General features: G+C 67.1%; 25 protein-coding genes. 12 read left to right on the plus strand and 13 right to left on the minus strand.

Features of this window, described 5'->3' with window-relative positions; genetic code table 11:
- Window positions 1–327 precede the first annotated feature (327 nt).
- From AAGA11_12795 to AAGA11_12810, 4 genes are all read right to left on the minus strand, one after another.
- Window positions 328–2,286 (minus strand): cache domain-containing protein, encoded by a 1,959-nt coding sequence (locus AAGA11_12795; GenBank protein MEM9603736.1) that lies wholly within the window; start codon window positions 2,284–2,286, stop codon window positions 328–330.
- A gap of 3 nt (window positions 2,287–2,289) precedes the next feature.
- Window positions 2,290–3,669: a sigma-54 dependent transcriptional regulator gene (locus AAGA11_12800; protein ID MEM9603737.1), complete on the minus strand. Its 1,380-nt coding sequence runs from the start codon at window positions 3,667–3,669 to the stop codon at window positions 2,290–2,292.
- A gap of 450 nt (window positions 3,670–4,119) precedes the next feature.
- Window positions 4,120–4,434 carry a DUF4387 family protein gene (locus AAGA11_12805; GenBank protein ID MEM9603738.1) on the minus strand — a complete coding sequence of 105 codons (315 nt, stop codon included), beginning with the start codon at window positions 4,432–4,434 and terminating at the stop codon, window positions 4,120–4,122.
- Window positions 4,435–4,436: 2 nt separating this feature from the next.
- On the minus strand, window positions 4,437–5,780 hold the full coding sequence (locus tag AAGA11_12810; protein ID MEM9603739.1) for an acyclic terpene utilization AtuA family protein: 1,344 nt from the start codon (window positions 5,778–5,780) through the stop codon (window positions 4,437–4,439).
- A 147-nt stretch (window positions 5,781–5,927) separates the two neighbouring features.
- Here AAGA11_12810 and ubiG point away from each other — a divergent pair, with 147 nt between their 5' ends.
- From ubiG to AAGA11_12830, 4 genes are read left to right on the plus strand one after another with little or no spacing between them, the layout of a single operon-like run.
- A complete protein-coding gene (gene ubiG, locus AAGA11_12815; GenBank protein ID MEM9603740.1) occupies window positions 5,928–6,626 on the plus strand; it encodes a bifunctional 2-polyprenyl-6-hydroxyphenol methylase/3-demethylubiquinol 3-O-methyltransferase UbiG in 699 nt (232 codons plus the stop codon).
- Window positions 6,626–6,757 (plus strand): hypothetical protein, encoded by a 132-nt coding sequence (locus AAGA11_12820; protein ID MEM9603741.1) that lies wholly within the window; start codon window positions 6,626–6,628, stop codon window positions 6,755–6,757. The genes ubiG and AAGA11_12820 overlap by 1 nt, the downstream gene beginning before the upstream one ends.
- A 36-nt stretch (window positions 6,758–6,793) precedes the next feature.
- Entirely contained in the window at window positions 6,794–7,294 is a 501-nt protein-coding gene (locus tag AAGA11_12825) for an HAD-IA family hydrolase (protein MEM9603742.1), read from the plus strand.
- The gene (locus AAGA11_12830) at window positions 7,294–7,920 is read left to right on the plus strand and encodes a LysE family transporter (protein ID MEM9603743.1); all 627 of its coding nucleotides are present in this window, start codon (window positions 7,294–7,296) and stop codon (window positions 7,918–7,920) included. The genes AAGA11_12825 and AAGA11_12830 overlap by 1 nt, the downstream gene beginning before the upstream one ends.
- Before the next feature lie 19 nt (window positions 7,921–7,939).
- Here AAGA11_12830 and AAGA11_12835 read toward each other — a convergent pair whose 3' ends face one another.
- The 3 genes from AAGA11_12835 to AAGA11_12845 form a co-directional block, all read right to left on the minus strand.
- Window positions 7,940–8,083, minus strand: coding sequence for a hypothetical protein (locus AAGA11_12835; GenBank protein ID MEM9603744.1), 144 nt, complete (start codon window positions 8,081–8,083; stop codon window positions 7,940–7,942).
- 160 nt (window positions 8,084–8,243) lie between these two features.
- Window positions 8,244–9,371, minus strand: a complete 1,128-nt coding sequence (locus tag AAGA11_12840) for a glycosyltransferase (protein ID MEM9603745.1) — start codon at window positions 9,369–9,371, stop codon at window positions 8,244–8,246.
- A gap of 2 nt (window positions 9,372–9,373) precedes the next feature.
- A complete protein-coding gene (locus AAGA11_12845; protein ID MEM9603746.1) occupies window positions 9,374–10,378 on the minus strand; it encodes a polysaccharide biosynthesis protein in 1,005 nt (334 codons plus the stop codon).
- A 61-nt stretch (window positions 10,379–10,439) separates the two neighbouring features.
- On the opposite strand from AAGA11_12845, the gene AAGA11_12850 reads away from it, so the two are divergent.
- Both AAGA11_12850 and AAGA11_12855 read left to right on the plus strand, forming a co-directional pair.
- The gene (locus AAGA11_12850) at window positions 10,440–11,276 is read left to right on the plus strand and encodes an SDR family NAD(P)-dependent oxidoreductase (GenBank protein ID MEM9603747.1); all 837 of its coding nucleotides are present in this window, start codon (window positions 10,440–10,442) and stop codon (window positions 11,274–11,276) included.
- Window positions 11,277–11,396: 120 nt separating this feature from the next.
- Window positions 11,397–12,227, plus strand: coding sequence for a MipA/OmpV family protein (locus AAGA11_12855; protein MEM9603748.1), 831 nt, complete (start codon window positions 11,397–11,399; stop codon window positions 12,225–12,227).
- 2 nt (window positions 12,228–12,229) lie between these two features.
- Here AAGA11_12855 and prmB read toward each other — a convergent pair whose 3' ends face one another.
- Window positions 12,230–13,117, minus strand: a complete 888-nt coding sequence (prmB, locus tag AAGA11_12860; GenBank protein ID MEM9603749.1) for a 50S ribosomal protein L3 N(5)-glutamine methyltransferase — start codon at window positions 13,115–13,117, stop codon at window positions 12,230–12,232.
- Window positions 13,118–13,159: 42 nt separating this feature from the next.
- Between prmB and AAGA11_12865 the strand changes: the two genes are divergently transcribed.
- Together AAGA11_12865 and asd are read left to right on the plus strand one after the other, a co-directional pair.
- A complete protein-coding gene (locus AAGA11_12865; GenBank protein ID MEM9603750.1) occupies window positions 13,160–13,795 on the plus strand; it encodes an SCO family protein in 636 nt (211 codons plus the stop codon).
- A gap of 26 nt (window positions 13,796–13,821) precedes the next feature.
- A complete protein-coding gene (gene asd / locus AAGA11_12870; protein ID MEM9603751.1) occupies window positions 13,822–14,667 on the plus strand; it encodes an archaetidylserine decarboxylase in 846 nt (281 codons plus the stop codon).
- On the opposite strand, the gene AAGA11_12875 is transcribed toward asd, so the two are convergent.
- Genes AAGA11_12875 through efp form a run of 3 tightly spaced genes read right to left on the minus strand, consistent with a single transcriptional unit; the run spans window position 14,594 to window position 16,663 of the window.
- Window positions 14,594–15,136, minus strand: a complete 543-nt coding sequence (locus AAGA11_12875; protein MEM9603752.1) for a hypothetical protein — start codon at window positions 15,134–15,136, stop codon at window positions 14,594–14,596. The genes asd and AAGA11_12875 overlap by 74 nt on opposite strands.
- The gene (epmA, locus tag AAGA11_12880; GenBank protein ID MEM9603753.1) at window positions 15,133–16,089 is read right to left on the minus strand and encodes an EF-P lysine aminoacylase EpmA; all 957 of its coding nucleotides are present in this window, start codon (window positions 16,087–16,089) and stop codon (window positions 15,133–15,135) included. The genes AAGA11_12875 and epmA overlap by 4 nt, the downstream gene beginning before the upstream one ends.
- 7 nt (window positions 16,090–16,096) lie before the next feature.
- Window positions 16,097–16,663 carry an elongation factor P gene (efp, locus tag AAGA11_12885; protein MEM9603754.1) on the minus strand — a complete coding sequence of 189 codons (567 nt, stop codon included), beginning with the start codon at window positions 16,661–16,663 and terminating at the stop codon, window positions 16,097–16,099.
- Window positions 16,664–16,812: 149 nt separating this feature from the next.
- On the opposite strand from efp, the gene AAGA11_12890 reads away from it, so the two are divergent.
- A complete protein-coding gene (locus AAGA11_12890; protein MEM9603755.1) occupies window positions 16,813–18,762 on the plus strand; it encodes a hypothetical protein in 1,950 nt (649 codons plus the stop codon).
- A 190-nt stretch (window positions 18,763–18,952) separates the two neighbouring features.
- Entirely contained in the window at window positions 18,953–20,632 is a 1,680-nt protein-coding gene (cas6, locus tag AAGA11_12895) for a CRISPR system precrRNA processing endoribonuclease RAMP protein Cas6 (GenBank protein MEM9603756.1), read from the plus strand.
- Here the strand turns inward: cas6 and AAGA11_12900 are convergent.
- Window positions 20,629–21,423, minus strand: coding sequence for a TIGR03084 family metal-binding protein (locus AAGA11_12900; protein MEM9603757.1), 795 nt, complete (start codon window positions 21,421–21,423; stop codon window positions 20,629–20,631). The two genes, cas6 and AAGA11_12900, sit on opposite strands and share 4 nt — an antisense overlap.
- A 31-nt stretch (window positions 21,424–21,454) precedes the next feature.
- Here AAGA11_12900 and AAGA11_12905 point away from each other — a divergent pair, with 31 nt between their 5' ends.
- Window positions 21,455–22,468 (plus strand): NADPH:quinone oxidoreductase family protein, encoded by a 1,014-nt coding sequence (locus AAGA11_12905; protein ID MEM9603758.1) that lies wholly within the window; start codon window positions 21,455–21,457, stop codon window positions 22,466–22,468.
- A 16-nt stretch (window positions 22,469–22,484) separates the two neighbouring features.
- On the opposite strand, the gene AAGA11_12910 is transcribed toward AAGA11_12905, so the two are convergent.
- On the minus strand, window positions 22,485–23,435 hold the full coding sequence (locus tag AAGA11_12910) for an AEC family transporter (protein ID MEM9603759.1): 951 nt from the start codon (window positions 23,433–23,435) through the stop codon (window positions 22,485–22,487).
- 153 nt (window positions 23,436–23,588) lie between these two features.
- On the opposite strand from AAGA11_12910, the gene AAGA11_12915 reads away from it, so the two are divergent.
- Window positions 23,589–24,482 (plus strand): DMT family transporter, encoded by an 894-nt coding sequence (locus AAGA11_12915; GenBank protein ID MEM9603760.1) that lies wholly within the window; start codon window positions 23,589–23,591, stop codon window positions 24,480–24,482.
- Window positions 24,483–24,969 lie beyond the last annotated feature (487 nt).

Below are 24,969 nucleotides of genomic sequence, written 5' to 3' on the forward strand. Positions count from 1 at the left end.
CCCGGCAACGTGGATCGCACCCGTCAGCCTGTCCTGCGTCTGCCGTGCACTGCGCGTGTCGAAGGTGTGCCGCGATTCACCCGCTTGCTGCCGAACAAGGCCCCACTGACTAGAGCGCACGCATCCGAGGTAACCGGTGTGCGCAGCCTTGTACTAGCCCCGTGCATCTAAATGCCTTGGCACCGGCCTTGTCAACAGATAATTTCTTTTATATCAATGGCTTATAAAATTTGAGACAGGCTTGTAAAGGTCACAAAGTCCCACAGTGCGTGGCAGTTCAGGATGCCGGACGGACAAAATGTCCACTTTTGCAGCCTCCGGTGCAGCTCACTGGGACGAGTTGTCCTCGCCGGGGAACCACACCTTGAACGCCGCACCGCTGCCCGCCTGCGAGTCGATACTGATCAACCCGCCCACGCGCGTGACGAGTGCCTGACTGATAGACAAGCCAAGACCTGTACCCTTGCCGAGCTTGCTGGTCATGAACGGATCGAAAACGTGATCAATCAGGTGGGCCGGAATACCGGGACCGTTGTCTTCGACGCAAATCTCCGTGCCGGGTACACCGTCACGTTCGGCTGGTCCGGTTCGGATGGACAGCTTTCCCCCGGTACCCATGGCTTGGGCCGCGTTGATGGCAAGGTTGACGATAACCTGCTGAACTTCGGTCTCCACGATTCTGAAACGCGGGCTGGCCACGTGGCTCACCTCGGTTTCGATCGCGTGCTTGCGCAGGTCCGGGGCCACCAGGATTAGCGCGTCATCCACGGCTTGCGACGCATCGACCAAGGTTGTCAGATCCGACATCTCGTCGGGGCGGGTGAAATTGAGCAGCTTGCCGACAATGATGTTGATTCGGTGGGTTTGGGCATCGACGAGGTCCAGTTCGGTCTGCAGTTCCTGCAACTGAGACTGGCTCAAGCCCATGCGGATCACTTCGAGGTTCCCCTGTATCACTGCGACCGGGTTGTTGATTTCGTGCGCGACCCCTGCAGTGATCTCACCGATCGAGGCCAGCTTTTCCGACATCACCAACTGTGCAAAGGTGGATTCCAACTTGCTGTTGGCCTCCTTGAGTTCTTCCGTCCGCTGCTCCACGAGCACATTCAGGTTGTCGGCGTAGCCTCGCAACGCTGCATCGCGCTCCTCGACCTGATCGAGCAAGCGGTCGAGGTGACGCGCGACCGCACCGATCTCGTTCTTCTCCGACACGGTGCCGATCCTGGCATTCAGATCGCCCGATTCGGCCCGCGCCATGGTCGCCGTCATCTGTTCCAACGGGGCGAATACACCTCGCGCGAGCCAGAGAAACAGCGGCACGGACAGCCCGACGACCGCCACGAATGCGGCGATCAGCGTCAACACCGTGGCATCGCGCTGCGCAGTGAAGGGGGTCTCGAGAAAGCCGGTATACAACATGCCGATGCGCTGGCCCGAGACATTGGTCAACGGCAGGTATCCCGAGATGTACCAGTTGTTGACCACGAAAGCGCGATCGAGCCACGTCTCGCCGGTCACCATGACCTTTTGCCAGACGACCTCGGACACCCGTGTGCCGAGCGCCCTGGACCCTTCGAACAAGCGTACATTGGTCGAAATTCGCACATCGTCCAGGAACAGTGTCGTGGTGCCGATGCGCGATATCTCACCTGTCGCGTCACGGTAGACCAGCGCGTTCATGGTGTCGATGAAGTCGAGGTTGCGGTTCAACAACCGTCCACCAATCAGCGCCCTCTGCCCATCACTCGCTGTCTGAGCCGCCAGGGCGAACATCCCCCGAGTCTCGACGTCCCGCGTGATTGTTCGAGCGGCCTCGGTCGGCACCAAGACGATCCGCGCCTGTGGTAGCAACGCCTCGGACACCGTCGCAATGTCATCGGCATCGAGCAGCACAAGCTGGCCCGCTGGTCCGTCGCTTGCCGACACGCTGGCCACCGCACGCAGCGGCTCCGGCAAGCTGCCGTCAGTCAGCGAGGCCCAGACAAGGAAATCCAAACCGAGCCTCGCACGCTCCGCGCCCAGAAAGGCGTCCAGTGCAGCGTCACCCTGCTCGACTGCCCGGCTGAAACCGACGGATCGGGCAACCGCTGTCACCGCTGCAGCTTGCGTGGCTTCGATGCTGTCGAAGTACTGCTCCGCCACGCGCAGATCGCTCGCAACCTTGGCAATCAGCAAATCGTCGAACCGGTTGATCCAGCGCAACATGGTGACACCGAACAACAGCGGCAGCAGCACAACGAGCGGCAGCAGTGCGATCAGCAGAAGTCGCCAGCGGACAGACCGCATGCGCTACAAGCCCCACGACTTGCATTTACGGTCGATGGTCTTGCGCGCCACGCCGAGCCGCCTTGCTGCTTCCGCCCGATTGCCGTCACACGCCTCCAGCATGGCGAGAATGTGACGCTGTTCAACGGCGGCGAGACGCTCGGTCTCGAGTTCACCGGCTGCCGGTTCAAGGGCGTCTTCGAAACTGCCGCGGATCAGCGCGCGCTCGACCGCGTTGCGCAGCTCCATGACATTGCCGGGCCAGTCGTGTGACAGAAAACGCCGCCGCGCCAACGCCGTAAACTCGGGTAACACCACGCCCATTCGTGCCGCGAGCGCCTCGGCAAAATAGGTGATCAGTTCGAGCACATCTTCGTGCCTCTCACGCAACGGCGGCTGAACGATCTCCACCACGGTCAACAAGTAGAAGAGCTCGAGCCGAAAGACATTGTCTTTGGTCATGTCGGACAGGCGTCGCGTGACGGAACTCACGATACGCACATCGAGCTCCACGCTGCGACTTGCGCCCATCGGGCTGAACCGCCCGGTAACCAGCAGTTCGGCGAGCACGTGTTGGCAATTCAGCGACAGCATGTCGACGTCTTCGAGGTACAAGGTGCCGCCTGCCGCGCTCTGCAAGATCCCATCCTGACGCACCACCGAGCCATCGAGTTGGGTTTCAAGACGCCCGAACAGCCGCTCCTTGAAGGCGTCTTCCTCCATGCCGTAGCAATGCAGCCACACAAAAGGGTGTGCAGACCTCGCCGACGACGCGTGCAGCATCCGTGCGGCCACTTGCTTTCCGGAGCCGACTTCGCCCCGAATGACCACATTGGCAGCGGTTTTGGCCGCCCGCTGGATGGACTGCCGGACCTGTTGAATCTCCGCCGAGGTGCCGAGCAGGGCATCCCGGTTCTTGAGGATATCCCTGCCCGATTCAAGCTCGTGCCGCAACACCGAGTTCTGACGCCTCAGACGCGCCCGCTCCAGGCTGTGCGAAATGGCGTTGAGGACCTGGTTGCTGCGAAACGGTTTGAGCAGAAAATCGCTCGCGCCGGCCCGAATCGCTTGAATCGCGGTGTCGAGGTCAGCGTGCGCCGTGATCAGAATGGCATCGCTGAACAAACCGATCTGCCGCTGCTCCACGAGCCAGTCCAGACCGGTCTTGTCCGGCATGATGTTGTCCAGGACAATCACGTCATAGGCGTTTTCATCGAGCAGCCGCGACGCACTTCGCGTGTCTTCGGTGACGTCGACGCGGCCACAATTCCCGGTCAACACCTTGGCCAGAAAATTTCGAATCCCGGGTTCGTCGTCGAAGACAAGAACGGCAGCCTGAGACAGCGCGTCCGAAAACTCCGCCTTGGCCGGCGACAAGGAAACCGTTTCAGTGAGTTCGGCCATGAAGCACCTGCCGGGTTACACGCGTTGCTACAATTTCGCAAGCGGGGCACCACATTGCAATGCCTGTCTCGGCCGTTCCGCGCGCCGGCCGACGCACTCGCACTGCGGATGCCGGCGTCAGGCGGGCCGACGAGCGTCAGTCCACCCCAGTGGGACAGGGCCTCTGCTTCAAAGCCGAACAGGCCATTTCATTCGCACTAGAACATCCAGCGACCTGTGCGCCATGCCCGGGTCCGACGGTGCGGAAACGGGTGCTCGAACACTTAGCGCGAATGCGCTTGACGTGCTGTCAGGACATCGCCACACCGCGGTCTGCCAGTGGCGCCTTTTTGCGTAGCTGCCGAAGAACACGTCGTGGCGACGGCACGGTTTCGCGGCGATGACACCGATCCGACTGACACCGGTGTGCATGACGCTGTCTGGCTGCTCCCTTGCCGCACGGCAAGGGGGTCACAGCACGTGCTGTAATTGCATCTCGGCGAGCAGACTGGCGAAACCGGCGCCGTGCATGTCGCGATCGCCAAGCGTGCCCTGAACCGCCGGCCGCGGCAGGCTGAACTTGATCACCCGCAGGTCATCGAGCACGTAGCGCTCGACGCGGTCGGCAACCGTGCCGTAGCGTGCGGCAACGGCTTCGGTGTCAAGCCCGTCCCGCACCTGTTCAAACGCGTCCTGGCTGGCGAAGAACACATCGATGGTGAGCCAGAACGGGCCAGCGTTCTTGCTGCGCACGGACGCCGCCACATCGGCGACACGAAGTGGCATGGTCACAATGCGATCACCTCAAGGTCGAAGGCCGCCATGGGGTCGGCGAGCGCGAGCACGTGGTGCAGACAGAATTCGTGGACCGCACCGCGCGCCATTTCGGGCGGCGAGAAGGGAAAGGCAAAGGTGGGCATCGGCTCGTCGTCCGTCAACGGGCAGTGCAACAGCAGCGGGTTCACCGCCTTGGCGACATCGGTGGCGGTCGCCTGATCAGCTGCCGTGACAATCGCCAGCACGCCGATTTCGTGCACGTCGCTGCGACGGGTCTCGAGCGCACCGAGGGTCGCGTCACGCCCGATGACGCGCAGTTGCAGCTCCACACCAGTGAGGCCACGCGCCGCCAAACGCGCTTGCACGGTGCGCTCGATGCGCGCCGTCCAGTCGTCGATCTGCTGCACGTAGCGCGCGTCCCGCACCAGCACCAGCGACGCGGTCTGGAAGCCCGCCACGCGGGCGCCTTCGAGTTTCACCGTGTAGGGCGCGGTCGGCACCCACACGCTGCCCTCGACCCGCACACTGCGCGCATCGACGGTCGAATACCGCGCCTGGCTCACGTCCAGGTAGCCACCCGGTTCGTACAATCTGAGCGGGTTGCTGTTCTCGTAGAGCATGTGAGCCGAGACCGTGTGCGGCGTGGCTGCGGCCTCGGCGGCCATCGGCGTGAGCGTGAAGCCGCTGTCGTCGAAGTGGATCATCACCGTGCCGGTGTCCGGGTGGGTGGTCGCCAGCGCACCGCACTCGCCGATCTTCGCGCCGTGCCACGCACCACCGGCGTGGCAGCCACGCGCCAGCGGCAACGCGGCGATCAGCGCCGTGTCGGTCGTGCGGCCTGCGATGACGATGTCGGCCCCGGTTGCGATCGCCGCCTGCACCGCTTCCGCACCGGCCAGCGCCACCACGTTCGTGCAGTTTTCAACGGTCTCGGGCGTCACCGCAGGCGCGCCGGGCAGCGCGGTCACACGCCCGTCACGCATCGCGGCGGCGATGTCTCTCGGGGCCTGCCCGCACTTGAGCACCGCGACCCGCTCGTGCGTTCCCCGCTCCGCGGCAATCTCACGCGTGATGTCGACCAGCCAGTCGACCGCGCTGTCGGCACCAGACGTGCCGGCGGTGCCGATGACGAGCGGCACGCCGGCCTCGGAGCGGGCCGCCATCAGCGCCGACCACTCGGCCTTGATCGTGGAGCGCGCGTACTTGCTCGTGCCGGTGCCGAGGTAGTGCGGCCCACTGTCAGTCGAACCGCCGTCGATCGCGATGATGTCGGGCCCGGCCGCCACGCCCGCCGCCAACGCGGCCGGATCGCAGCCGATGCCGAGCGCGCCCGACGGAATCAACACCTTGACCATGTGGGCTCTCGCTGTCCGTGTCTCGGGCTGTAGGGTGACCGCACAGTGTACTGCAGTGCGGCCGTGCGCGGTTCGGACAGTGCTTGCCCTGCCCTGCCGTGCAGGCCACACTCCGTCCACCCGACACCCGCGCTTCCGGTCCCTGTGATGCACGCCAACGCCGACCCCGACGAACTCGCCAAATTCGACGCGCCCACCGACTGGTGGGCACGCGACGGCGAATTCAAACCGCTGCACGACATCAACCCGCTCCGCCTGCAGTTCGTGATCGACCGCTGTCCACTGCGCGGCAAACGGGTGCTCGACGTCGGCTGCGGTGGCGGCATCTTCAGTGAAGCGCTGGCACGCGCGGGCGCCGAGGTCACCGGCATCGACCTGGCGAGCCAGGCGCTCGAGGTCGCGCGCCAGCACGCCGCGGACTCCGGGCTGCAGATCGACTACCGCACAGTGTCTGCCGAGCAGCACGCCGACGAGGCACACGGCCAATACGACGCGGTCAGTTGCCTCGAGATGCTCGAGCATGTCCCGGACCCCACGGCCGTGGTGCGCGCCCTTGGCAGCCTGGTCGCGCCGGGCGGGCATGTCTTCCTCTCGACCTTCAACCGCAACCCCAAATCCTATCTGTTCGGCATCCTCGCCGCCGAGCGCGTGTTGCGCCTGGTGCCGGCCGGCACGCACGACCACGCGAAGTTCATCACCCCAGCCGAACTCGCCCGCCAGTGTCGAGAGGCCGGACTTGGCTTGTCGGAGCTTGTCGGCATGAGCTACAACCCGCTGACCCGACGCTACCACCTGGGCCGCAACATCGACGTCAATTACCTCGCCCACGCGCGCCGCGCACCGTGATGCCTGGCACGCCGCGCACCCAAGGGGTGTTTTTCGACCTCGATGGCACCCTGATCGACACGGCCCCGGACATGGGTGGCGCACTCAACCGCATGCTGGCGGCCCACGGTCGCGCGCCGATCGCGGCATAGGCCTACCGCCATCTGGTCTCGGACGGGTCACGCGCCCTGACCCGCCTCGGCTTCGGCGCGCCGCGTGACGACGCGGAGCAGGCCGAGCGCGTCGCGGAATTCCTCAGCCACTACCGCGAGTGCCTGGCGGACGCGTCGGTGTTGTTCCCGGGTGTTGCGGCGTTGCTCGACGCCCTGGATGCGCGCGGCCTCGCCGTCGGTATCGTGACCAACAAGCCCGGTGCGTTCACCGAACCGCTGCTACAGCAACTCGGCTTGCGCCATCGCTTCAGCAGTGTGGTCAGCAGCGACACACTGCCAAAACGCAAACCCGACCCCGATCCGATCTGGCACGCAGCGGCCGAATCCGATGTCGACTCGGCCGCCTGCATCTATGTCGGCGACGCCGAGCGTGACATCGTCGCCGGCCGCGCCGCCGGCATGCGCACCCTGGCGGTCGAGTGGGGCTACTTCCCCGCCGACACCCGACTCAGCGACTGGCAACCCGACGCCGTCGTGGCGCACCCCGCCGACATTCTCGATCACCTGGTGGGCTGATGGACATCGGCTTCGTCGCCGTCCTGATCGGCTGGAGTCTGGGTGCGGCCAGCCCGGGACCGGCCACGCTCGCGCTCTCGGCGACAGCGATGGCCCACGGTCGTGCCGCCGCGGTGGCGCTGGCTGCGGGCATCACCACCGGTTCGGCCGCGTGGGGCATCGCCGCCGCGCTTGGCCTCTCGGCCATCATGGTGAGTCAGGTGTGGTTGTTCGAAGCGGTCCGCTGGGCGGGCGCGACCTACCTGCTCTGGCTGGCGGTCCGCGCTGCACGCCGTGCGTGGCGGCCGACGACCACCGTGCGGTCGGACGTGTCCGTACCACTTCGCCAACTCTACCGGCGCGGCTTGCTACTGCACCTGACCAACCCCAAGGCCATTTTCGGTTGGGGCAGCGTGTTTGCGGTGGTTCTGCCACCGGGCAGCGACACCGGCGCCATCTGGTTTCAGTTCGCCTGCTTCATCGTCGCCTCGGCCGGTGTGTTCTTCGGCTACGCCGTGGCGTTTTCGCACCGCGCCGTCGCGGCCCGGTACCGACGCAGTCAGCGGTGGTTCGACGGCGCGTTTGCCGCCTTCTTCGGCGCCGCCAGCGTGCACTTCATGACCTTCAGGGTCAGCCAGGGCGGCTGACGTCGGGCCGCGCCGACACTCAGTTGGTCGACACCTCACCGCCGGGCGACAGGGTGTTGTCCTCGAGCGGGTTGCTGTAGAAGGTGCGGTCTTTCCCGATGTTGATTCCGAACCACATCCCGACCACAAATCCCAGCAACAGACCAAAGCACAGCCTTTTCACGTGACCCTTCTCGCTCAAACGTTTGATGCATTCATGCTACCACGCGGTCACAAGCGCTCCCACAGCCGCCGGCTTCCTGTCCAAGCTGCAAGCCGTCGGGCAGTGGCGGTGCGTCACCGGGGTGCCGTGCCGGTGCGCCGCAGCGCGTGGCGGCGCGTCATCAGCGCCAGCTGATGGCCTTGGCGCTGCCGAAATACCGCAGCGTTGCGACGAACGCCGCGGCGTTCAGTTGCACGAAGACCTTCGCGATGTTGAATACCCCGGACCGGGCAAAGCCGAGGTCGAGGTAACTGCAGGCCGCCAGCGCATAGAACGCCATCTGGACCCAGAACGCCAGGTCCAGAAACCACCCCGACCCGACCGCCGCCGCCAGCAGCGCCCCGATCAGGGCCCACGGCACGATCAGGCGTGCGAGCTTGTGCGATACGAACTGCAACCACACGGGGTTCTTCCGGGGGCTGAACAACCAGTTGTGGCGCATGAACGACTGCCAGTTGCCGCCGAGGTTGCGCACCTTGCGCCGAAACTCCTGGTGGATGTCATCGGACGCGGCATCGAAGGCGTAGGCACCGGGCACGAACACCGTGCGCTTGCCCTGTTTCAACAAGCCGATCGGGGTATCGAAATCATCGAGCAAGGTGCCGACCGGGTTCGGTGTGAAGTCGGCCCGGCGAATGGCGTAGAGCGCACCGGTCACGCCGGTGGTCGAGAAGAGTTTGCTCTCGTTGTCGCGTATCCACTTCTCATAGCGCCAGTAGAGGCCGAAGTTGGCGGCCTCCAGGCTGGTGTCGTCCGAGAGGATCAGCTCGCCGGTCGCCGCACCGAACTGCGGGTCACAGAGAAAGGGCACGAGCACGCGCGCCGCGTTCTCGGACACCGGCTGGCGCGCATCCATGAACAGAATGATCTCGCCGGTGGCCCGTGCCACCCCCTCGTTGAGCGCACCGCATTTGCCTTTCGGCGTCTCGTACTGGTGGAAGATGCGGTCGTCTCGGCCGTCGAACCACGGCGCCACCGCAGCTTCGGAGTTGTCGGTCGAGCCGTCCGACACGATCACCCACTGCACCAGCTCGGGCGGGTAGTCGAGCGCGTCGAGCGAGCGGCATTTGCCGGGCAGGTTCCTCGCTTCGTTGTGCGCCGCTATGACGATGCTGACCGTCGGCCAGCGCTCGGGTGCCGGCGCCACCAACGGCGGCACGTGCCGTGCGCGCCAGTGCAGCCACAGCGGGAACAGCGCGTAGGCGTAGACCACAAAGCCTGCGCAGAGCAGGAAAACCGCGAGTGCCATGGTCAGCCGGTACCGCGCCGCACGGACACGATGTCCCTGGCTTTGAGCGACTCGGCGTACGCGAGGTACAACATGCGGATTTCGTCCTCGCTCATGTACTCGGCCGTCAGAGACGAGAGTTCGCGCTTGAGCCGTTGGCTGCCGAGCGCGTCGCTGTGCAGCATGATGTGCTCGCCGTCCTCGGCCTCGTAGGCGAATTCCAGTTCGGCGTCGCTGACCAGCGTTTCGTTCAGGCGCTCGCCCGGACGCAGGCCCACCGTCTCCGGCGCGCGGCCGTCACCGAAATCCGCGGAAATGGCGTTGGCCAATTGCAGCATGTTGACCGATTTCATCTTGCGAACAAGCACGAAGGGCACGTCGACGGCGGCCGCGTGGTCGGCCGCAGTGCGCACCAGGGCACTGGCTTCCTCGGCGCTGAACATCAAGCGGTTCATACGCGAATCCGTCAGTTTCAAGGTGTCACCCGACAACGCTGCCCGCAACCAGATCGGGATCACCGAGCCGGCCGAGGCCGCAACGTTGGCGAAACGGGCACAGACGAAACGGGTCTGCGCGCAGTGGTGCTCGAGCCAGATCTGCTCCGTGATCCGTTTGGTATAGCCATAGATGTTCTCTGGCTGGCACGCCTTGTCGGTGCTGATGGCAACCGCCACCGGGACCTGAGCCGCGAGGCACGCCTTGATCACGTTGAGGGTGCCGAGGATGTTGATCTCGACCGCTTGCGACGGCTGCAGCTCGGCCTGATTGACGTGTTTCATCGCGGCAGCGTGAACAACGATGTCCGGGCGCACGTCGAGAAAGACCCGGGTCAAGGCGTCCCGGTCACGGATATCCGCCGCGTAGGCCTGACAGGACGGCAGCGGGGCCTCCGCGTTGCGGCTGACCGTGTGGTAGGCGAAATCGTCGGGGTAGGTCTCCATGAACGATACGCCGACCGAGCCGGTGCCCCCGGTGATCAGAACCCGCGTGGGCCCGGATGCGTTGCTGCCCGTCTGTTGATCTTGCACGTCTTCCGTCTCCGAAGTTCAACCCCGTCTCTGCACACGCGGGCAAAACGCAACCCCGTGCGTGAGTGTGCCCGGTGACACCGACATTCGCCGGCGCGTCGCCTGGCACCGCGACAGCGAACCGCACTACACTCGACACCTCAACCTTCGCCGACCCGCCTGCATGACCGCCGCCGACGACCGCCTGCAAAACCGCACCATTCTGATCACCGGCGCAGGCTCGGGCCTCGGCCGGGCACTCGCCGTCGACGCCGGAAAGTCCGGCGCTACTGTCATACTCATCGGTCGGAAAGTGCCCGAACTTGAAACAACGTACGACGCCATAGAAGCCGTCGGCGGGCCACAGCCTGCAATCATACCGCTCGACTTGCTCTGTGCAACCACCGTGGAGTACTCGTCACTTTGTGCTCAGGTGGCTGACACCTTTGGCGCGTTGCACGGGCTGGTGCACTGCGCTGCGACCCTCGGCGCACTGACGCCGCTGGAGCACTACCCGCAGACAACCTGGAGCGAGGTGTTCACCACAAACCTGCACGCGCCGCTGGTGCTGACCCAGGCGTGTATGCCACTGCTGAGCGAGAGTGCGCCGGCCAGCGTGGTCTTCACCCTGGACGACCGCCTCTCGGCCTATTGGGGCGCCTACGGCCTGAGCAAGGCGGCGGTGCGGGCCACGGTCTCGATGCTGGCGGACGAGTGTGACGGCAAACGGCTCACGTTCGGGCGCCCGCGCGTCACCGTCAACGGGGTGTGCCCGGGTCCGATGCGCACGCGGCTGCGTCAACTCGCCTTCCCCGGGGAGTTGCCCGAAGCCAACCCCTTGCCCGAGGCTCGGACCGCGCCCTACCTCGCCCTGCTGTCGGCCGAGAACGGCGACAACGGCCAGTTTCTCGACGCCTGATCGCGGCGCGCACCGGCCCGCAATACGTGGAACCCCGCGCGTTGCAGCTCACGCGAGCGCACGAGACTTCGCTATCATTCGAACTCTCCCCGCCTGAGATACCCCCCGTGCGCAAGCTGATTGCCCTCCCCCTCGCGGCCGTGCTGTGCGCGGCCTTCGCAGCACACGCGCGCGACGACCTGCCGGTCTGGGAAGTCGGCGTGGCCGCGGTCGGCCTGCAGGGCCAGGACTACCCCCGCATCGGACCAGGCGAACGACCGCGTGCTGGCCGCACCCTACGCCGTCTACCGGGGCGAGCGCTTCCGGCTCGGCGAAGGCGGCCTGCAGGCGCTTGCGTTCCAGAACCCGCGGTACCGCCTGGCGCTCTCGGTGGCGGGCTCGCTCGACGCCAACTCCGAGGGCAACCCGCTGCGCGAGGGCATGCCGGACCTCGATTTTCTGTTCGAAATCGGCCCACAGCTCATCGTGACGCTGGACGAACGCGGCTACGCCGACCAGAGCCAGGGGACCACCGAACTGGCGCTGCAGCTGCGGGCCGCCTTTTCCACCGACTTCGGCGGAATCGATGCGCTCGGCCCGGTGGCGAGCCTGGCCCTGTCATACGAGCGCGAAGGCCTGATGGACGGCCGTCTCGACATCGGCGTCGAGTACAACGCCGTGTTTGCCGACGAGAAACTGCACGACCTCTTCTACCAGGTGGACCCGCAGTTCGTCACCGCGACCCGACCGGCCTTTGACGCAGAGTCGGGGTACCTCGGCAGCGATTTGTCGCTCAGCGGGTTCTACTACCTGCGCGAGGACCTCGCGCTCTTCTCTGGCGTGTCGTGGAACAGCTTTGCCAACGCCGCCAACGAAGACAGCCCGCTGTTCGAAACCGACAGCAGCGTCAACACCTGGCTCGGTCTGATCTGGCGCTTGCGCGAGAGCACCGCGCGGATCAGCGCGGACTGACCTCAGCCCCCTGACGCGGCGCGCAATTCGCTGGCCGTCACGGCAAAGACCCCGTCGCCGCCGTGCTCGAAGGCCACCCACTGCAGCGGCAGGTGGGCGAAGGCCGCGGTGGCCGCAGGCATGCTCGCCCCGACCTCGACAATCAGCACCCCGGCATCGCTGAGGTGCGCGCCGGCCTCGCGCAGGATGCGGCGCGTGAGATCCAGTCCGTCGGCCCCGGACGCAAGCCCGAGCGCCGGTTCCGCGTGGTACTCCGCGGGCATCTCGGCGATCTCCCGCGCGTCGACGTACGGCGGGTTGCTGACAATCAGGTCGTAGCGCTCGCCCGCAACCGGTGCGAACACGTCGCCCTCGAACAGGCGCACCCGCGCATCCAGGCCGTGCAGGGCGACGTTCTCGGCCGCGAGCGCGAGCGCGTCCGCACTGAGGTCGGTGCCGTGCACGGTCGCCTCGGGCAGCGCGTGCGCCGTCGCGATGGCGATGCAGCCGCCACCCGTGCAGAGGTCGAGCACGCGGTGGACACGCTCCGGCACAATCCAGGGCCGGTAGCGCGCCTGGATGAGTTCGGCGATCGGTGAACGCGGCACCAGGGCGCGGGCGTCCGACTTGAACGCGTGCCCGGCAAACCAGGCGGTCCCGGTGAGGTAGGCGGCCGGCACGCGCCGCGTGATGCGCGCGGTCACCAGCGACCGCACCGCCGCCGCGTCGGCTTCAGACCGCACCCGGGCGTAGTCGGGCGGTTGATCCGGTGGCAAGCCGAGTGCGTGCAGAGCCAACCACGTGGCCTCGTCGAGCACGTTGTCTGTGCCGTGGCCACACCAGACGCCGGCGTCGTCGAGCCGCCTCGCGCTGGCACGAATCAGGCTCTCCAGTGTCAGGCGTTGAGTCACGCGCCGCTATACTCGAAACCGTTGCGCGCAGGATAGCACCCCTTGGCCACACCCGATGCAGACAAGCCAACCAGGCCGCCGTGCCGCTTTTGCCAATCGGTGCGGTACCTGGCGATCGTCAGCGCCATCGTCGCATGGTACCTGCTTGTGCGCGCGCCGATCGGCCCGGAACACCCGGTGCCGACCCACATCCGCAGCGCTGCGCTGCTCGACAGCGAAACGCCCGCGGCACCCGCCTTCGCGCTGCTCGACCACCGCGGTGCACGATTCGATGAGCGCGACTTGCACCGTGGCTGGTCCGTGCTTGCCCTGGCCTACCGCGGGTGCGAGGCGCCGTGCCCGGAGACCCTGGCGGCGCTCAGCAGCGCGCACGCCAGACTGCTCGACATCGACCCGGCCGTCGCGAGTGGCCAGTGGCTGGTCGCGTCGCTCGACCCGGAGGCCGACACCCCGTCGCGCTGGGCACACTACCTCGGCGGGTTCAACGAGGCGTTGACCGGCCTGACCGGCGACGTCGGTGCAATGACCGACCTCGTCGCGGGCCTGACAGCCGGTCAGACACCGGTGCCCGGCCAGGTCTTCGTGCTGGCGCCGGGCGGCGCGGTGCGTGCCCGCTTTGACCCACCGGTGCGCGCGGACGACCTTGTCGCCGACCTGCGCCTGATTCGCCGACACTGACCCAACCCCCACACGACGGAACCGCTGTGCGCCCACGCCTGTTTGCCCAACTGCAGATGATCCTCCCGCACCACGCCCTGTCGCGGTTGGTGTTCTGGCTGACGCGGCGGGAGACCCGCCTGGCACAGCCGGTGATGCGCTGGTTCTGTCGCACCTACCAGGTCGCGCTGGCCGATGCGGCCAACCCCGCACTCGATCAGTACGCGAGCTTCAACGCCTTTTTCACCCGTGCGCTACACGAGCACGCGCGCCCGATCGAAGGCGACGCGCTCAGCCTGAACTGCCCTGCAGACGGCCGGGTGTCCGCAGTCGGGCACCTCGATGGCGACACGGTGTTCCAGGCCAAGGGCCAGTCCTACAGCGCAGCCGCCTTGCTCGGCGACGCCGAGAGCGCAGCACGCTACCGCGACGGCGCCTTCATCACCGTGTACCTCAGCCCACGCGACTACCACCGCGTGCACATGCCGATGGCGGGCAGCCTGGCGCGCATGCGCCACATCCCCGGGCGGCTGTTCAGCGTCTCCCCCCACACCGTCGACCACGTGCCGGGCCTGTTCGCCCGCAACGAGCGTGTGGTCTGCGAATTCGACACCGAGCACGGGCCGCTCGCGCTGGTGCTGGTCGGCGCGATCAACGTCGCCGCGATCGAAACGACCTGGGCCGGGCTGGTCACCCCGCCGGCCGGCAAGACGGTTACGACGACCGACTACGCGGTTGGCGAGCACCGTTTCGAGCGCGGCGACGAGATGGGCCGCTTCAACATGGGCTCGACCGTGATCCTGCTGTTGCCACCGGGTCTCACCTGGCGCGCCGGCCTCGCGCCCCGCGTACCGCTTCGCATGGGCCAGTGGCTGGGACGTTTTCCGCGCTGAGCAGCGCGCGTTCGCGCAACCAGGCACGGGCATCCTCGGCGTCCGACTCGAACCACGCCCGCGCACTGCCAAGCCGAAAGCTGTAACCCCATCGGTCCATGTCAGCGAGCATGCGCGCCTGGCCAACCCCCTCGAGCTGCGCCGCGACGGTGATCTGCAGGTAGCAGGTGGCGCACTCCTCCAGCGCGCTGCCGCCGACATTGGTGTGCACGTGTTCACGCCGCGCTGGCGGCAGGCACACCCAGTGACAACCCTCGTGCAGCGCGGATTGGACGGGCGTGTCGGGCCTGACGTGCAGCGCATCGGCGATCAGCCCGGCCTCAGGCTCGCCCCAGAAGCTGCCCGGGATCGGCGCGCCGACCGGGTGCCATACGACCCGCAGCCCGTGCGACGCAAACCAGGCCTCGAGCGCGTCGGCATCGATCTCCTGCAGCAGCAGCACGCCCGGGACGCTGTCCGACGCGGTCATGCCCGACCCCACGGAAAATTCAGGACGTCCTGGATGTGGTCGGCGCCGAGGGCGGCCATGAGCACGCGGTCGACGCCGATCGCCATGCCGGCGCAGGCGGGCAAGCCGTGCCGCATCGCGTCGATGAGGTGCGCGTCCACCGCGGGCGAGTCACGGCCGCTGGCGAGCCGCTGCGCACGCTCGCGCTCGAACCGCGTGCGCTGCTCGTCCGCATCGAGCAACTCCTCGAACCCGTTGCCGAGTTCGAGATCGCCGAAGAACACCTCGACGCGCAGAGCGACCGGGCCGGACGCCGACTGCTCGACCCGCGCCAGCGACGCCTGACTCGCTGGGTACCCGCTGACAACCGTGAGGCGGTCCGGTTCGAAGCGCGGTGCCACCAGGGTGCTGAAGGCGAAGTCGAGCCACGCGTCGACTGCGTCCTCGGCGAGCCCGATGGGCGCGCCGTGCCCGGCTGCCGCGAGCAGGCCCCGCAACAGCGACAGGTCGGGCGCGAACGGGTCGAAGCCACCGAGCGTGGTGCAGGCCTCGCGCAAGCTCATCTGCGTGGCTTCGAGCGGCCGCCCCCAGGCCGCGTCGAGCACGGCGAGCGTGTCGGCGGTGATGTCGGCGAGCGTGTGGCCGAGGCGGTACCACTCCAGCAGCGTGAACTCGGGGTTGTGGCGGGCGCCTTGTTCACCCACGCGGAACACGCGCGCCACTTGGAAACAGTCACCGCAGCCGGCCGCAAGCAGCCGTTTCATCGCGAATTCGGGCGAGGTGTGCAGATGGCCCGACAGTGCCCCGACGACCGCGGCGCTGTCGATGTTCGGGTCGGTGGTGCCCGCGCAGCTGAGCGCGGGCGTCTCGACCTCGAGCACCCCGGCCTCGGCGAAGTGGGCACGCACGCGGGCGAGCATGGCCGAACGCGCCCGGCGGGCCGCCTCGCCCGCAGTGGGTCGCCACGCGCTCACCGACCGATCACTTGACGCGTGAGACGTACTCGCCCGTTCGGGTGTCGCAGCGGACTTTTTCACCCTGCTCGATGAACAGCGGCACCTTCACGGTCGCACCGGTTTCGAGGTGTGCGGGCTTGGTGCCGCCGTTGGCGGTGTCGCCGCGCACGCCCGGGTCGGTCTCGACGATTTCCAGCTCGACGAAGTTCGGCGGCTGCACGTTCAGGGGCGAGCCGTTCCAGAGCGTGACCTGGCACATGTCCTCTTCCTTGAGCCACAGTTTGGCGTCGGCCACGGCCGAGGCGTCGGCGCCGAGCTGCTCGTAGCTGGAGGTGTCCATGAAGTGCCAGAACTCGCCATCGGTGTAGAGGTATTGCAATTCGACATCGACCACGTCGGCGGCCTCCACCGACTCGCCCGACTTGAAGGTCTTTTCGACCACCCGTCCGGTCTTGAGGTTGCGCACGCGCGCGCGGTTGAACGCCTGGCCCTTGCCGGGCTTGACAAATTCATTCTCGACGATGACGTGCGGGTCGTTGTCGAGCATGATACGCAAGCCGCTGCGAAATTCGTTGGTGCTGTAGTTGGCCACCGCGATGCCTCTACTGGGAGTGGGGAGCAGCCGCGCATTATACGCCACTCTCGTCCGGCGGTCCGCCGACCACAACCCGCTATCGACCCGGCGCGACAAACCGGGATAATGTGGTGCGTTGAGAACCCCCGGTCAGCACAGACACTGAGATGAAGCCCGGTATTCGGATGCACCTGTTGATCGTCGACACCGACACCGAGCGCGCGGCCGAGGTCGAGGGCCACCTGCGCCACCTCGGCAGCGCCGTGCGCACGACCCGCATCGACCACGTCGGCACCCTGCCGACCGACGCCCCGGTCTTCGACCTCTGTGTCGTTGCACTTGACGGCGGTGCCAGCCTCGCCGCAGCCGACCTGCCCGGGCTCCGTGAGCAGGGACAGCATGGGCCGGTGCTCGCGCTCGGCCAGCCGGATTTCGAGTGCGCGCTCGGCGCAATCCTCGCGCACGGTTTCGCCGACTGGGTCGGCACCGACGACCCCCTGCACCTGCGTGAAGCCGCCCGTCGCGAACTCGACGCCGCCAGCGCGCGTCTGCAGACACGGCAACTGCGCGACGCGCTGATCGACAGCGAGCGACGCCTCGAAGTCATCATGCACAACACCCGCGACGCCCACGCGGTGGTGATCGACGGTGTGCACGCCAACGCCAACAACCCCTACTTGCGCGCACTGCAGCTCGACCCGGCCCGGGCGACGGCCACGCCGTTCCTCGACTGCGTGGTCGAGGCCGAACGTGACGACGCCCGCGCGCTGTTGCGCGCCTTCGGCCGGGGCGAGGCCCAGGACACGCGACGCGCTCAGACCTTCGTGCTGCCGGACGGCCGGACGCGCGCACTCGAGACGCGTTACGCCGCCTGGGTCGGCGACGGCGAGCGCGGCGTGCTGGTCAGCCTTGTCCGACCCGTGCGTCAGCGCGGCGATGCCCTGACCCGGGGCGCGCCGACGGGGCCCGAGACAACCGGCACCCCGCGACCGATACCGGTTGCGGCAGCCGGTGCTGCGGCAGCCGATACTGCGGCAGCCGGCGCTGCGGCAGCCGGTGCCACTGGACGCGCGACGGCAACGGCGGACACCGACACCCTCATGCCGGTGGTCGAGCCTCAGCCCACCGCCGAGGTGCCGTCTCAGCCCGACGCGACGGGCGGGCTCGCCGCCGGGCTCACTGCCGGGCTGGCGACCGAACCGGCGGCGCCGGCAACCGACCGCCCGACCCGATCGCGCGTGCCGAGCAGCGTCGGCGGACTCGCCGCCGAGCTCGACGACACGCAGCTGCCGGAGGCAACGGCCAGCGCACCGCCCACCGACACGCCCGCGGCACCCGCGCCGAGCGCCGCCGACACCGACAGCAAAGACGCCCCGGTTGCGACTGCGGGTGCCCTGCGTGAACGGCTGCGCCAGTCGATTCGGCAGAACACGCTGGTGGTGCGCACCGCGTCACTGCACACCGTGGGCGCCAGCTCGGTCGAGCACCACCTGAACGTGTCGTTGCTGCCAGGCGAACTGCTGCACCCGCTCGCCGACGGTGACGCCGTGCGTCGTGTCGCCACGCGGGTCGGACTCGCAGCGGCCCTCGACCGCTGGCACTTGTTCGTCGCGAGCCGGCTCGCCGCACGGAAAGCGCCGCGCCTCGGCGCCGCGCGGGTCCGTTTGCACGTCACCCTGTGCGACAGCGCGCTGCAAGACGAAACGCTCGGCGATTGGCTCAAGCAGCTCTCGGGTCAGTACCCGGGACTGCGTCATACCATCTGGCTACCACTGCCGGCGGCACGGCGTGCACCGGAGGACACGGCGCGCTTTCGCCTGACGCTCGAAGCCGTTGGCATGCGCCTGTGTCTGACCGACGCGTTTCAGAACGCCGGCGACCTGACCGACCTGCGTGCACTGCGCCCCCACGACGTCTGTCTGCACAGCGGGGTACTGACCGCGTGGGCGGCCGGGCGCTTCTCGACCGACAACGTGCAGCGCCTGACCGCATTGCTACAGTCACATCAGATCCAGACGCTTTGCGCCGAGCCCCACCCCCAGCTCGACGAGGACGCTGCGGCGCGGCTTGGGTTTTGCTTGATCAGCCCGGTAAAGCGAGAAGACACCGTTGAATGACACCAAATTTTCCTGCGGAAAGAGGCACTTGACAAAGATCTGACGTTGACATAGCTTCATTCTTGATCAGTCATTCTAAAATTAACAATGACCCGAGCTGATCGAGGTAGGCACATGCAGCCACCACACCACCAACGGGCCCGGATTGACCCAGGTGCGGCGCGGTTGCCTCCACACACAAGGGACTCTCATGGACGATGATTTCCGGACCGACGAACCCGCGTTGCCGATAGCGCAGCTCCTGCCCGTGCGTGCTGTGACGATCACGCTGCAGTTCACAGGCGCTTCACAACCCAAGTTCTTTCACCAGGCGAGCCTCGCCGCCTTTGTCCGCCACCTGCTGCGCGAACCGCCCGAGTTCGACACGCTGCTTCGCATCCACTGCCTCGAAACCGGCCGTACACACTTTGCACCGGGCGACCACTACAGCTTCTCCGTGATCTCCCTGGCCGGCGGCGAACAGTTGCTGGACGAGCTCGTGCAGAGCCTGCAAATGCTGCCCGACTCGGCCCTTCGCCGCGAACGCCGCATCTGCTTTCGCGACAACCTCCGCTTCGTCGCGTTGCGTGACGAACTCACGGGCCAGCCGGTCGATTCGGTGCAGGCTCTGTCCACGCTGGACGCGGACGGCCTGACGGCGATGGCCGCGCAGCTCGCCGAACAGAACGCCGACGCACTGCAAGTGCGCTTTGACGCACCGGTGCGCTTGCTCAAGGACAAGGGCAAGCGCCTGAACGCGCGCGGCGAATCCCGCTACTGCCACACCGCCGAAGACCTCGACCCGGCGCTCTTGATCAACCGCGTGCGCGACAGTTTCGCCGATTTGCTGCGCCGCCGCGGCGCGAGCTACCTGCCGCCCCGCACCGCTGCGCCGGAAGTGGGCTACGGCCAGACCGACGTGTTCTGGCTCGACGGCATCTACAGCGACCCGGGCTCGCGCGACCGCGGCATGGGCGGGCTGTGCGGCCAACTGACGCTCAAGCAAACCGAACAGCTGTCGTCCGACTGGTGGCAGTTGCTGGCCCTCGGTCAGTTCACCGGCATCGGCCAACGCACCTCGCAGGGCTGGGGCCGCTTCCGGCTCGGCCCGCCTGGCGCGGACTGGGCCGAGCGCGACGACACAGTGCAGAGCACCAGCCCGATTCGCCAGATCGTCGGCGACAAGAACCTGCTGACGGCCTACTACCACTGCCTGTTCGAACAGGAACAGCTCGGACGGGCGGGCGACTTGTCACCGGCCTTGCCCGAAGACCCCCTGCCCGACCCGGTTGCGACCTTGCGCGAGCACTTCGCAGCGCTTGAGGGCCTGCGCTACACGGTGCCCGCACCGCAGCAGTTCACCGCGCGCGACCAGGCCGCCGTTGCAGTGCCACCGCTGATCGACCGCGTGATGCAACAGGCGACCCTGCAGGTCCTGCTGCCCGCGCTGGTGCAACTGCAGGCAACCGGCCGCGCCCAGCTCAACAGCCCCGACCTCGCGCAGTCGTTCATCGATTCACAGGCCCTGCACCGCAGACTCGAGGCCAGCGACGCCTTCGGTGCGGCACGCAAGCACGCCGCCACCTGCGACGCGCGCACCGTGGCTGCCCACCTCAGTGCCGTGTTCGGCGAAGACCCGATCATGCGCTACGTCGAATCGTGGCTCTCGGCCGATGGCGACAACCCGGGCGTCACGCTGGGATCGCCTCTGGTGTCCTTGATCGCCCAACCCATTGGCCTCGAGCCTGTGGCCGTCGACGCCTGGCGGGAACTCGCGAACAGCTCCGGACGTCAGGGCGGCCACCACAAACCGAGCAAGGGCGTGCGCATCCGCTCGCGGTCGCCCTACCGGCACTACAACACCAACGGCCGCTCGAAGACGGGCACCTAGGGGGCCGCGCAAAAACGCGATCCCGGTGCCGGCGGCTCGACCGGTGGCCCGGCAAAACACTGCGCGGCACCCATCCACGCCGTCGCCGTCGGGCCCCGCACCTCCAGGCCGGTGTCATCGACGTGCCGGGTCTGGGTCACCACCTGGGCAAAGCCCACGGCATCGCCTGTGATGCTGTCCGGGCCCTCGCCAAAGGCCCAGGTGCCCCCGGAGGGCGCGCGCAGCCGCAGCGTCGGCAGTGCGCCCGGCGCCGTCCGGCCCCGCACACGAAAACTCCAGTCGAAGGTGTTCACACCCAGCACGACGACGTGGCGCACGCGGTCGGTGTGCACCCGCTCACGGCCGCAGAGGTCGTAGACCGCCTGGGCGTGCGCCCAGGTTTCCATCAGCCGTGCCGAGACCGCCGAACGCACCGACATGTCGGGCCCGGCCCACTGCACCCGGTGCGCAGGGTCCAGCGCGCCAAAGGTGGAGACGATGTCGGCGCAACCGCTGCGCCAGAGAGAAAACAGACGGTCGGCCGGCGGCTCGTCGAGGCCGCTTTCGATCGCCCGGAACGCCTCACCGCGCGCCAACCCCGCTTGCACGGCGCCGACACAGCGCGCGAGCTCCGCCGGGTCGCGCACGGCCAACAGGGCCATACGGTTCCAGAAATGCAGGTGCGCGACCGTGTCGCGAACCGACCACCCCTCGAACTGCGTGGCCTCCGCCCAACGCGCGTTCGGCAACTCGGCGAGCAGACGCGCGACGTCATCGCACTCGGCCTCGAAATCGGTACACAGCTCGCGCACGGTTGCTCCCGGGTTTGCACGGTGCGATACCATGCCGGTTCACTCGCCCCAACCTTACGCCATGCACGCCATCTTCTGCGACCAACACGGCCCGATCGACACCCTGCGCCTCGGTGAGGCCGACACACCCACACCGGGCGAACACGAGGCGCTGATCCGTGTGCGGGCGGCCGGGGTGAATTTTCCGGACGGCTTGCTGGTGCAGGGCCTGTACCAGGCCAAGCCGCCGTTGCCCTTCATCCCGGGCATGGAGTTCTGCGGCGACGTTGTCGCCGTTGGCGACAGTGTGTCAACCGTCTCGGTCGGCCAGCGCGTGATGGGCAGCAGCGCGGGCTTCGGCGCCTTCGCCGAGAGCCTCTGCGCCGACGCGCGCGCGCTGGTGCCGGTGCCGGAGGCCATCCCCGACGCCGAGGCCGCGAACCTCCTGTGTGCCCACGGCACAGCGCACCACGCCCTGAACCAGCGTGCGGCGCTCGCGTCGGGCGAACACGTGCTGGTGCTCGGTGCGGCGGGTGGTACCGGGCTTGCAGCTGTGCAGGTCGCCAAGGCGATGGGCGCGACCGTGATCGCAGCCGCCTCGACCGAGGACAAACTCGCGCTGGCACGCGAGAACGGCGCCGACCACACGGTCAACTACGCAACCGACGACCTCAAGACGGCCGTGCGCGCGCTCACCGACAACCGCGGTGTGGATGTGGTGTACGACCCGGTGGGTGGCGACGCCTTCGACACCAGCTGCCGCCTCATGGCACGCGGTGGACGGTTGCTGGTGATTGGCTTTGCCAGCGGGCGCATCCCGCAGTTTCCGGTGAACCTCGCGCTGGTCAAGGAGTTCAGCGTGGTCGGTGCGTTCTGGGGCAGCTTCGTGCGGCACGAGCCTGCGCTCGCCGCCGACAACTTCGCCGAACTGATCGGTTGGTACCTCCAAGGCGCCGTCAAGGTGCAGGTGGAGAAGACGTACCCGCTCGATCAGACAGTGGCCGCACTCGAGCACGTGATGGGCCGGCAGGTGCGCGGCAAAGTCGCGATCGTGCCGGGCGGCTGAGGTCGGCTTGGCGGGCTCAGACCATGCCCGCGAGGCGGAAGGCCATCAGGCCGAGGCTTGTAAACACGATCGACGCGACCGTCGTCACCACGATGATGTTGGACGCGAGCGCGTCGTTGCCGCCAAAACTCCGCACCATGACGTAGCTCGCGCTGGCCGTGGGCGCCGACGCCATGAGAAAGACCAGCACGGTCTCCATCGCGTCGAGGTCGGCGAGCACCGCCAGCCCCACCACCAACGCCGGCGACAGAATGCCCTTGCCGAGCGACCCGACCACGGCGCTCCGCGGTGCGGCGTGCAGTGCGCCGAAGTTGAGCGCCGCCCCGGTGCAGAGCAACGCCAACGGCAGCACCATCTGGCCGAGGTAGTCGAGCGTGCTGATCACCGCCGTCGGCACAGGCGCGCCAGTCACCCGCACCACCCCGCCGGCGACGATCGCGAGTATCAACGGGTTCTTCAGCACGCCGAAGAGCGCAGAGCGCACGTCACTGCGGCCGTGCAGGTAGTGGTTCAACAACACCACGGCGATCACGTTATACAGCACCGTCACCACACCGAGGTAGACAACCACGGCTGCCAAGCCGGCATCACCGAAGGCGTTGAAACAGTAGGCGAGCCCGACCACGCCCATGTTGGCGCGGTAGGCGCCCTGCACCACCACGCCGCGGTCCGACACGTCCTCGACGACCACGCGCACGATCAGGATCATCAACCCGCACACCAGGGTCGTGCCGATCACGCCGACCCAGAGCATGTTGACGCTGCTGCCCGAGCCGCTCGGCGAGCTGACCATCTTGACGAACAGCATGGCGGGCATGGCGACGTTGAACACCACCCAGGTTGCCTGGCCGAGAAAGGCCTCATCGATGCGGCCAAACCGCCGCAGCCCGGTGCCAACCAGCATGATGAGCAGGATCGGCGCCGTGATGTTCACGGCAAAGAGGAGCAGTGGGAAAAGGTCAATCACGCAAGTTACCCGAGGGCATCCGCCCGGCGAGCCAACCGGTGCGATGGAAGCCTGAGACCCTAGGCGACAGTTCGTGCGAGCACAACACCCTGCCGGTCAAACACCGGGCCGCAAAGCGCAGTTGGGTTGCACAACAGCGGCTACACTGGCTCCATGCACTCACCTGCTCTGCTGCTTGTTGTCACCGGCTTTTTTCTCGGCCTGACGTTTCCGCTCGGCAAGCTCGCGACCGCGGCGTCGGTACCCCCACTTGTCTGGGCCTGCTGGCTGTCCGGCGGCAGCGCGCTGTGTCTTGTCGCGATCCGCGGTTTTGCGCGCAAGCGGGTGCGTGTGCAGCCACCGTTCGCTCGCTATTACCTGCTCAGTGCGGTTGTGTCACTTGTGCTGCCAAACACGCTGATCTTCATCGTGGTCGACAAACTGGGAGCAGGCTTCACCAGCATCTTTTTCACCCTCTCACCGATTTTCACCTTGATCCTGTCCTCGATCGTCCAGGTCAGGGTGCCCAATGCCCTGGGCATCGCCGGTGTGATCACCGGCTTTCTCGGCGCCATCGTGGTGGCGTGGACGCGGGGTGAAGCTGCGCAGCCCGCGGCCTGGCTGTGGGTGTTTGCCGGTCTGTGCATCCCGGTGTCGCTAGCAGTTGGCAACGTCTACCGCACCGTCGCCTGGCCGGCCGGCGGTGAGCCACTCGAGCTCGCTGCCGGCAGTAACGCAGCGGCCGCCGTGATGCTGGTGCTCGCGGCAGTGACCGTCGACGGTCTCGGCGCATTCACACGGGTGTTCGATCTGCCCTGGCTCGCACTTGCCCAGGTTGCCGCGTCCACGGCGATGTTCACAACCTTTTTCCGTCTGCAGCTCGCCGGCGGACCAACCTACCTCAGCCAGATCGGCTACGTCGCCGCGGCGGTCGCGTTGCTGATCGGCACCTTCGTGCTCGGCGAACGCTACGCGCCGCTCACCTGGCTCGGCGCCGGCATCATCTTCACCGGTGTGGGGTTCAGCATTGCGTCAACGCGCACCGTGGCTGAGGACACCCCCCGGTAACGGTCCGGGCTGTTTCAGCTGAGCCGAGCACCCCTGGCCGGGCGCCCCTGGCAGGCTGACGCGGCGACAACCCCCCTCCCTCGCGGTGCTGGGCCGAAACCCCGATCCGACGTGCGATCACCCCTGCAGGTGCGTCAGCCTGCGTTGCCGGTTGATCGGAGCCGGGGGGTTCTGGAGGTAGCTTGATTGGACTTCGAGATTGTGAGGACCCGGAAGGATGGATTCGCAAACGCTAAGGCGTTTGCTCACCCTTCGGGCGGCCTGCGGCCGTCTCAACTGGCGTTGCCAGTTGATCGAACCTGAGGAGGTTCTGGACCGACCGGGTGTGCCATTGGAAAAGCCACCCGTTGGGTGGCGGGTCGTCTTGTCTGGTGCACCCTCTGCCCGGAAGAATAGATTTGCAAACGCTAGGGCGTTTGCTCACCCTGCGGGCGGCCTTTGGCCGTCTCAACTGGCGTTGCCAGTTGATCGAACCTGAGGAGGTTCG

Source organism: Pseudomonadota bacterium (assembly GCA_039196715.1).
In the GTDB taxonomy this organism is placed as follows: Bacteria; Pseudomonadota; Gammaproteobacteria; order CALCKW01; family CALCKW01; genus CALCKW01.

Bases quoted from the DNA above. Each gene is read 5' to 3' on its own strand.
- AAGA11_12805 (MEM9603738.1), bottom strand. From the start codon at position 4,434: ATGCCACTTCGTGTCGCCGATGTGGCGGCGTCCGTGCGCAGCAAGAAC.
- AAGA11_12820 (MEM9603741.1), top strand. From the start codon at position 6,626: ATGCCTGGCACGCCGCGCACCCAAGGGGTGTTTTTCGACCTCGATGGC.
- AAGA11_12905 (MEM9603758.1), top strand. From the start codon at position 21,455: ATGCCGGTTCACTCGCCCCAACCTTACGCCATGCACGCCATCTTCTGC.
- AAGA11_12810 (MEM9603739.1), bottom strand. From the start codon at position 5,780: ATGGTCAAGGTGTTGATTCCGTCGGGCGCGCTCGGCATCGGCTGCGAT.
- AAGA11_12915 (MEM9603760.1), top strand. From the start codon at position 23,589: ATGCACTCACCTGCTCTGCTGCTTGTTGTCACCGGCTTTTTTCTCGGC.
- AAGA11_12795 (MEM9603736.1), bottom strand. From the start codon at position 2,286: ATGCGGTCTGTCCGCTGGCGACTTCTGCTGATCGCACTGCTGCCGCTC.
- AAGA11_12800 (MEM9603737.1), bottom strand. From the start codon at position 3,669: ATGGCCGAACTCACTGAAACGGTTTCCTTGTCGCCGGCCAAGGCGGAG.
- AAGA11_12875 (MEM9603752.1), bottom strand. From the start codon at position 15,136: ATGACCGCGTCGGACAGCGTCCCGGGCGTGCTGCTGCTGCAGGAGATC.
- AAGA11_12890 (MEM9603755.1), top strand. From the start codon at position 16,813: ATGAAGCCCGGTATTCGGATGCACCTGTTGATCGTCGACACCGACACC.
- cas6 (MEM9603756.1), top strand. From the start codon at position 18,953: ATGGACGATGATTTCCGGACCGACGAACCCGCGTTGCCGATAGCGCAG.
- AAGA11_12830 (MEM9603743.1), top strand. From the start codon at position 7,294: ATGGACATCGGCTTCGTCGCCGTCCTGATCGGCTGGAGTCTGGGTGCG.
- AAGA11_12840 (MEM9603745.1), bottom strand. From the start codon at position 9,371: ATGGCACTCGCGGTTTTCCTGCTCTGCGCAGGCTTTGTGGTCTACGCC.
- ubiG (MEM9603740.1), top strand. From the start codon at position 5,928: ATGCACGCCAACGCCGACCCCGACGAACTCGCCAAATTCGACGCGCCC.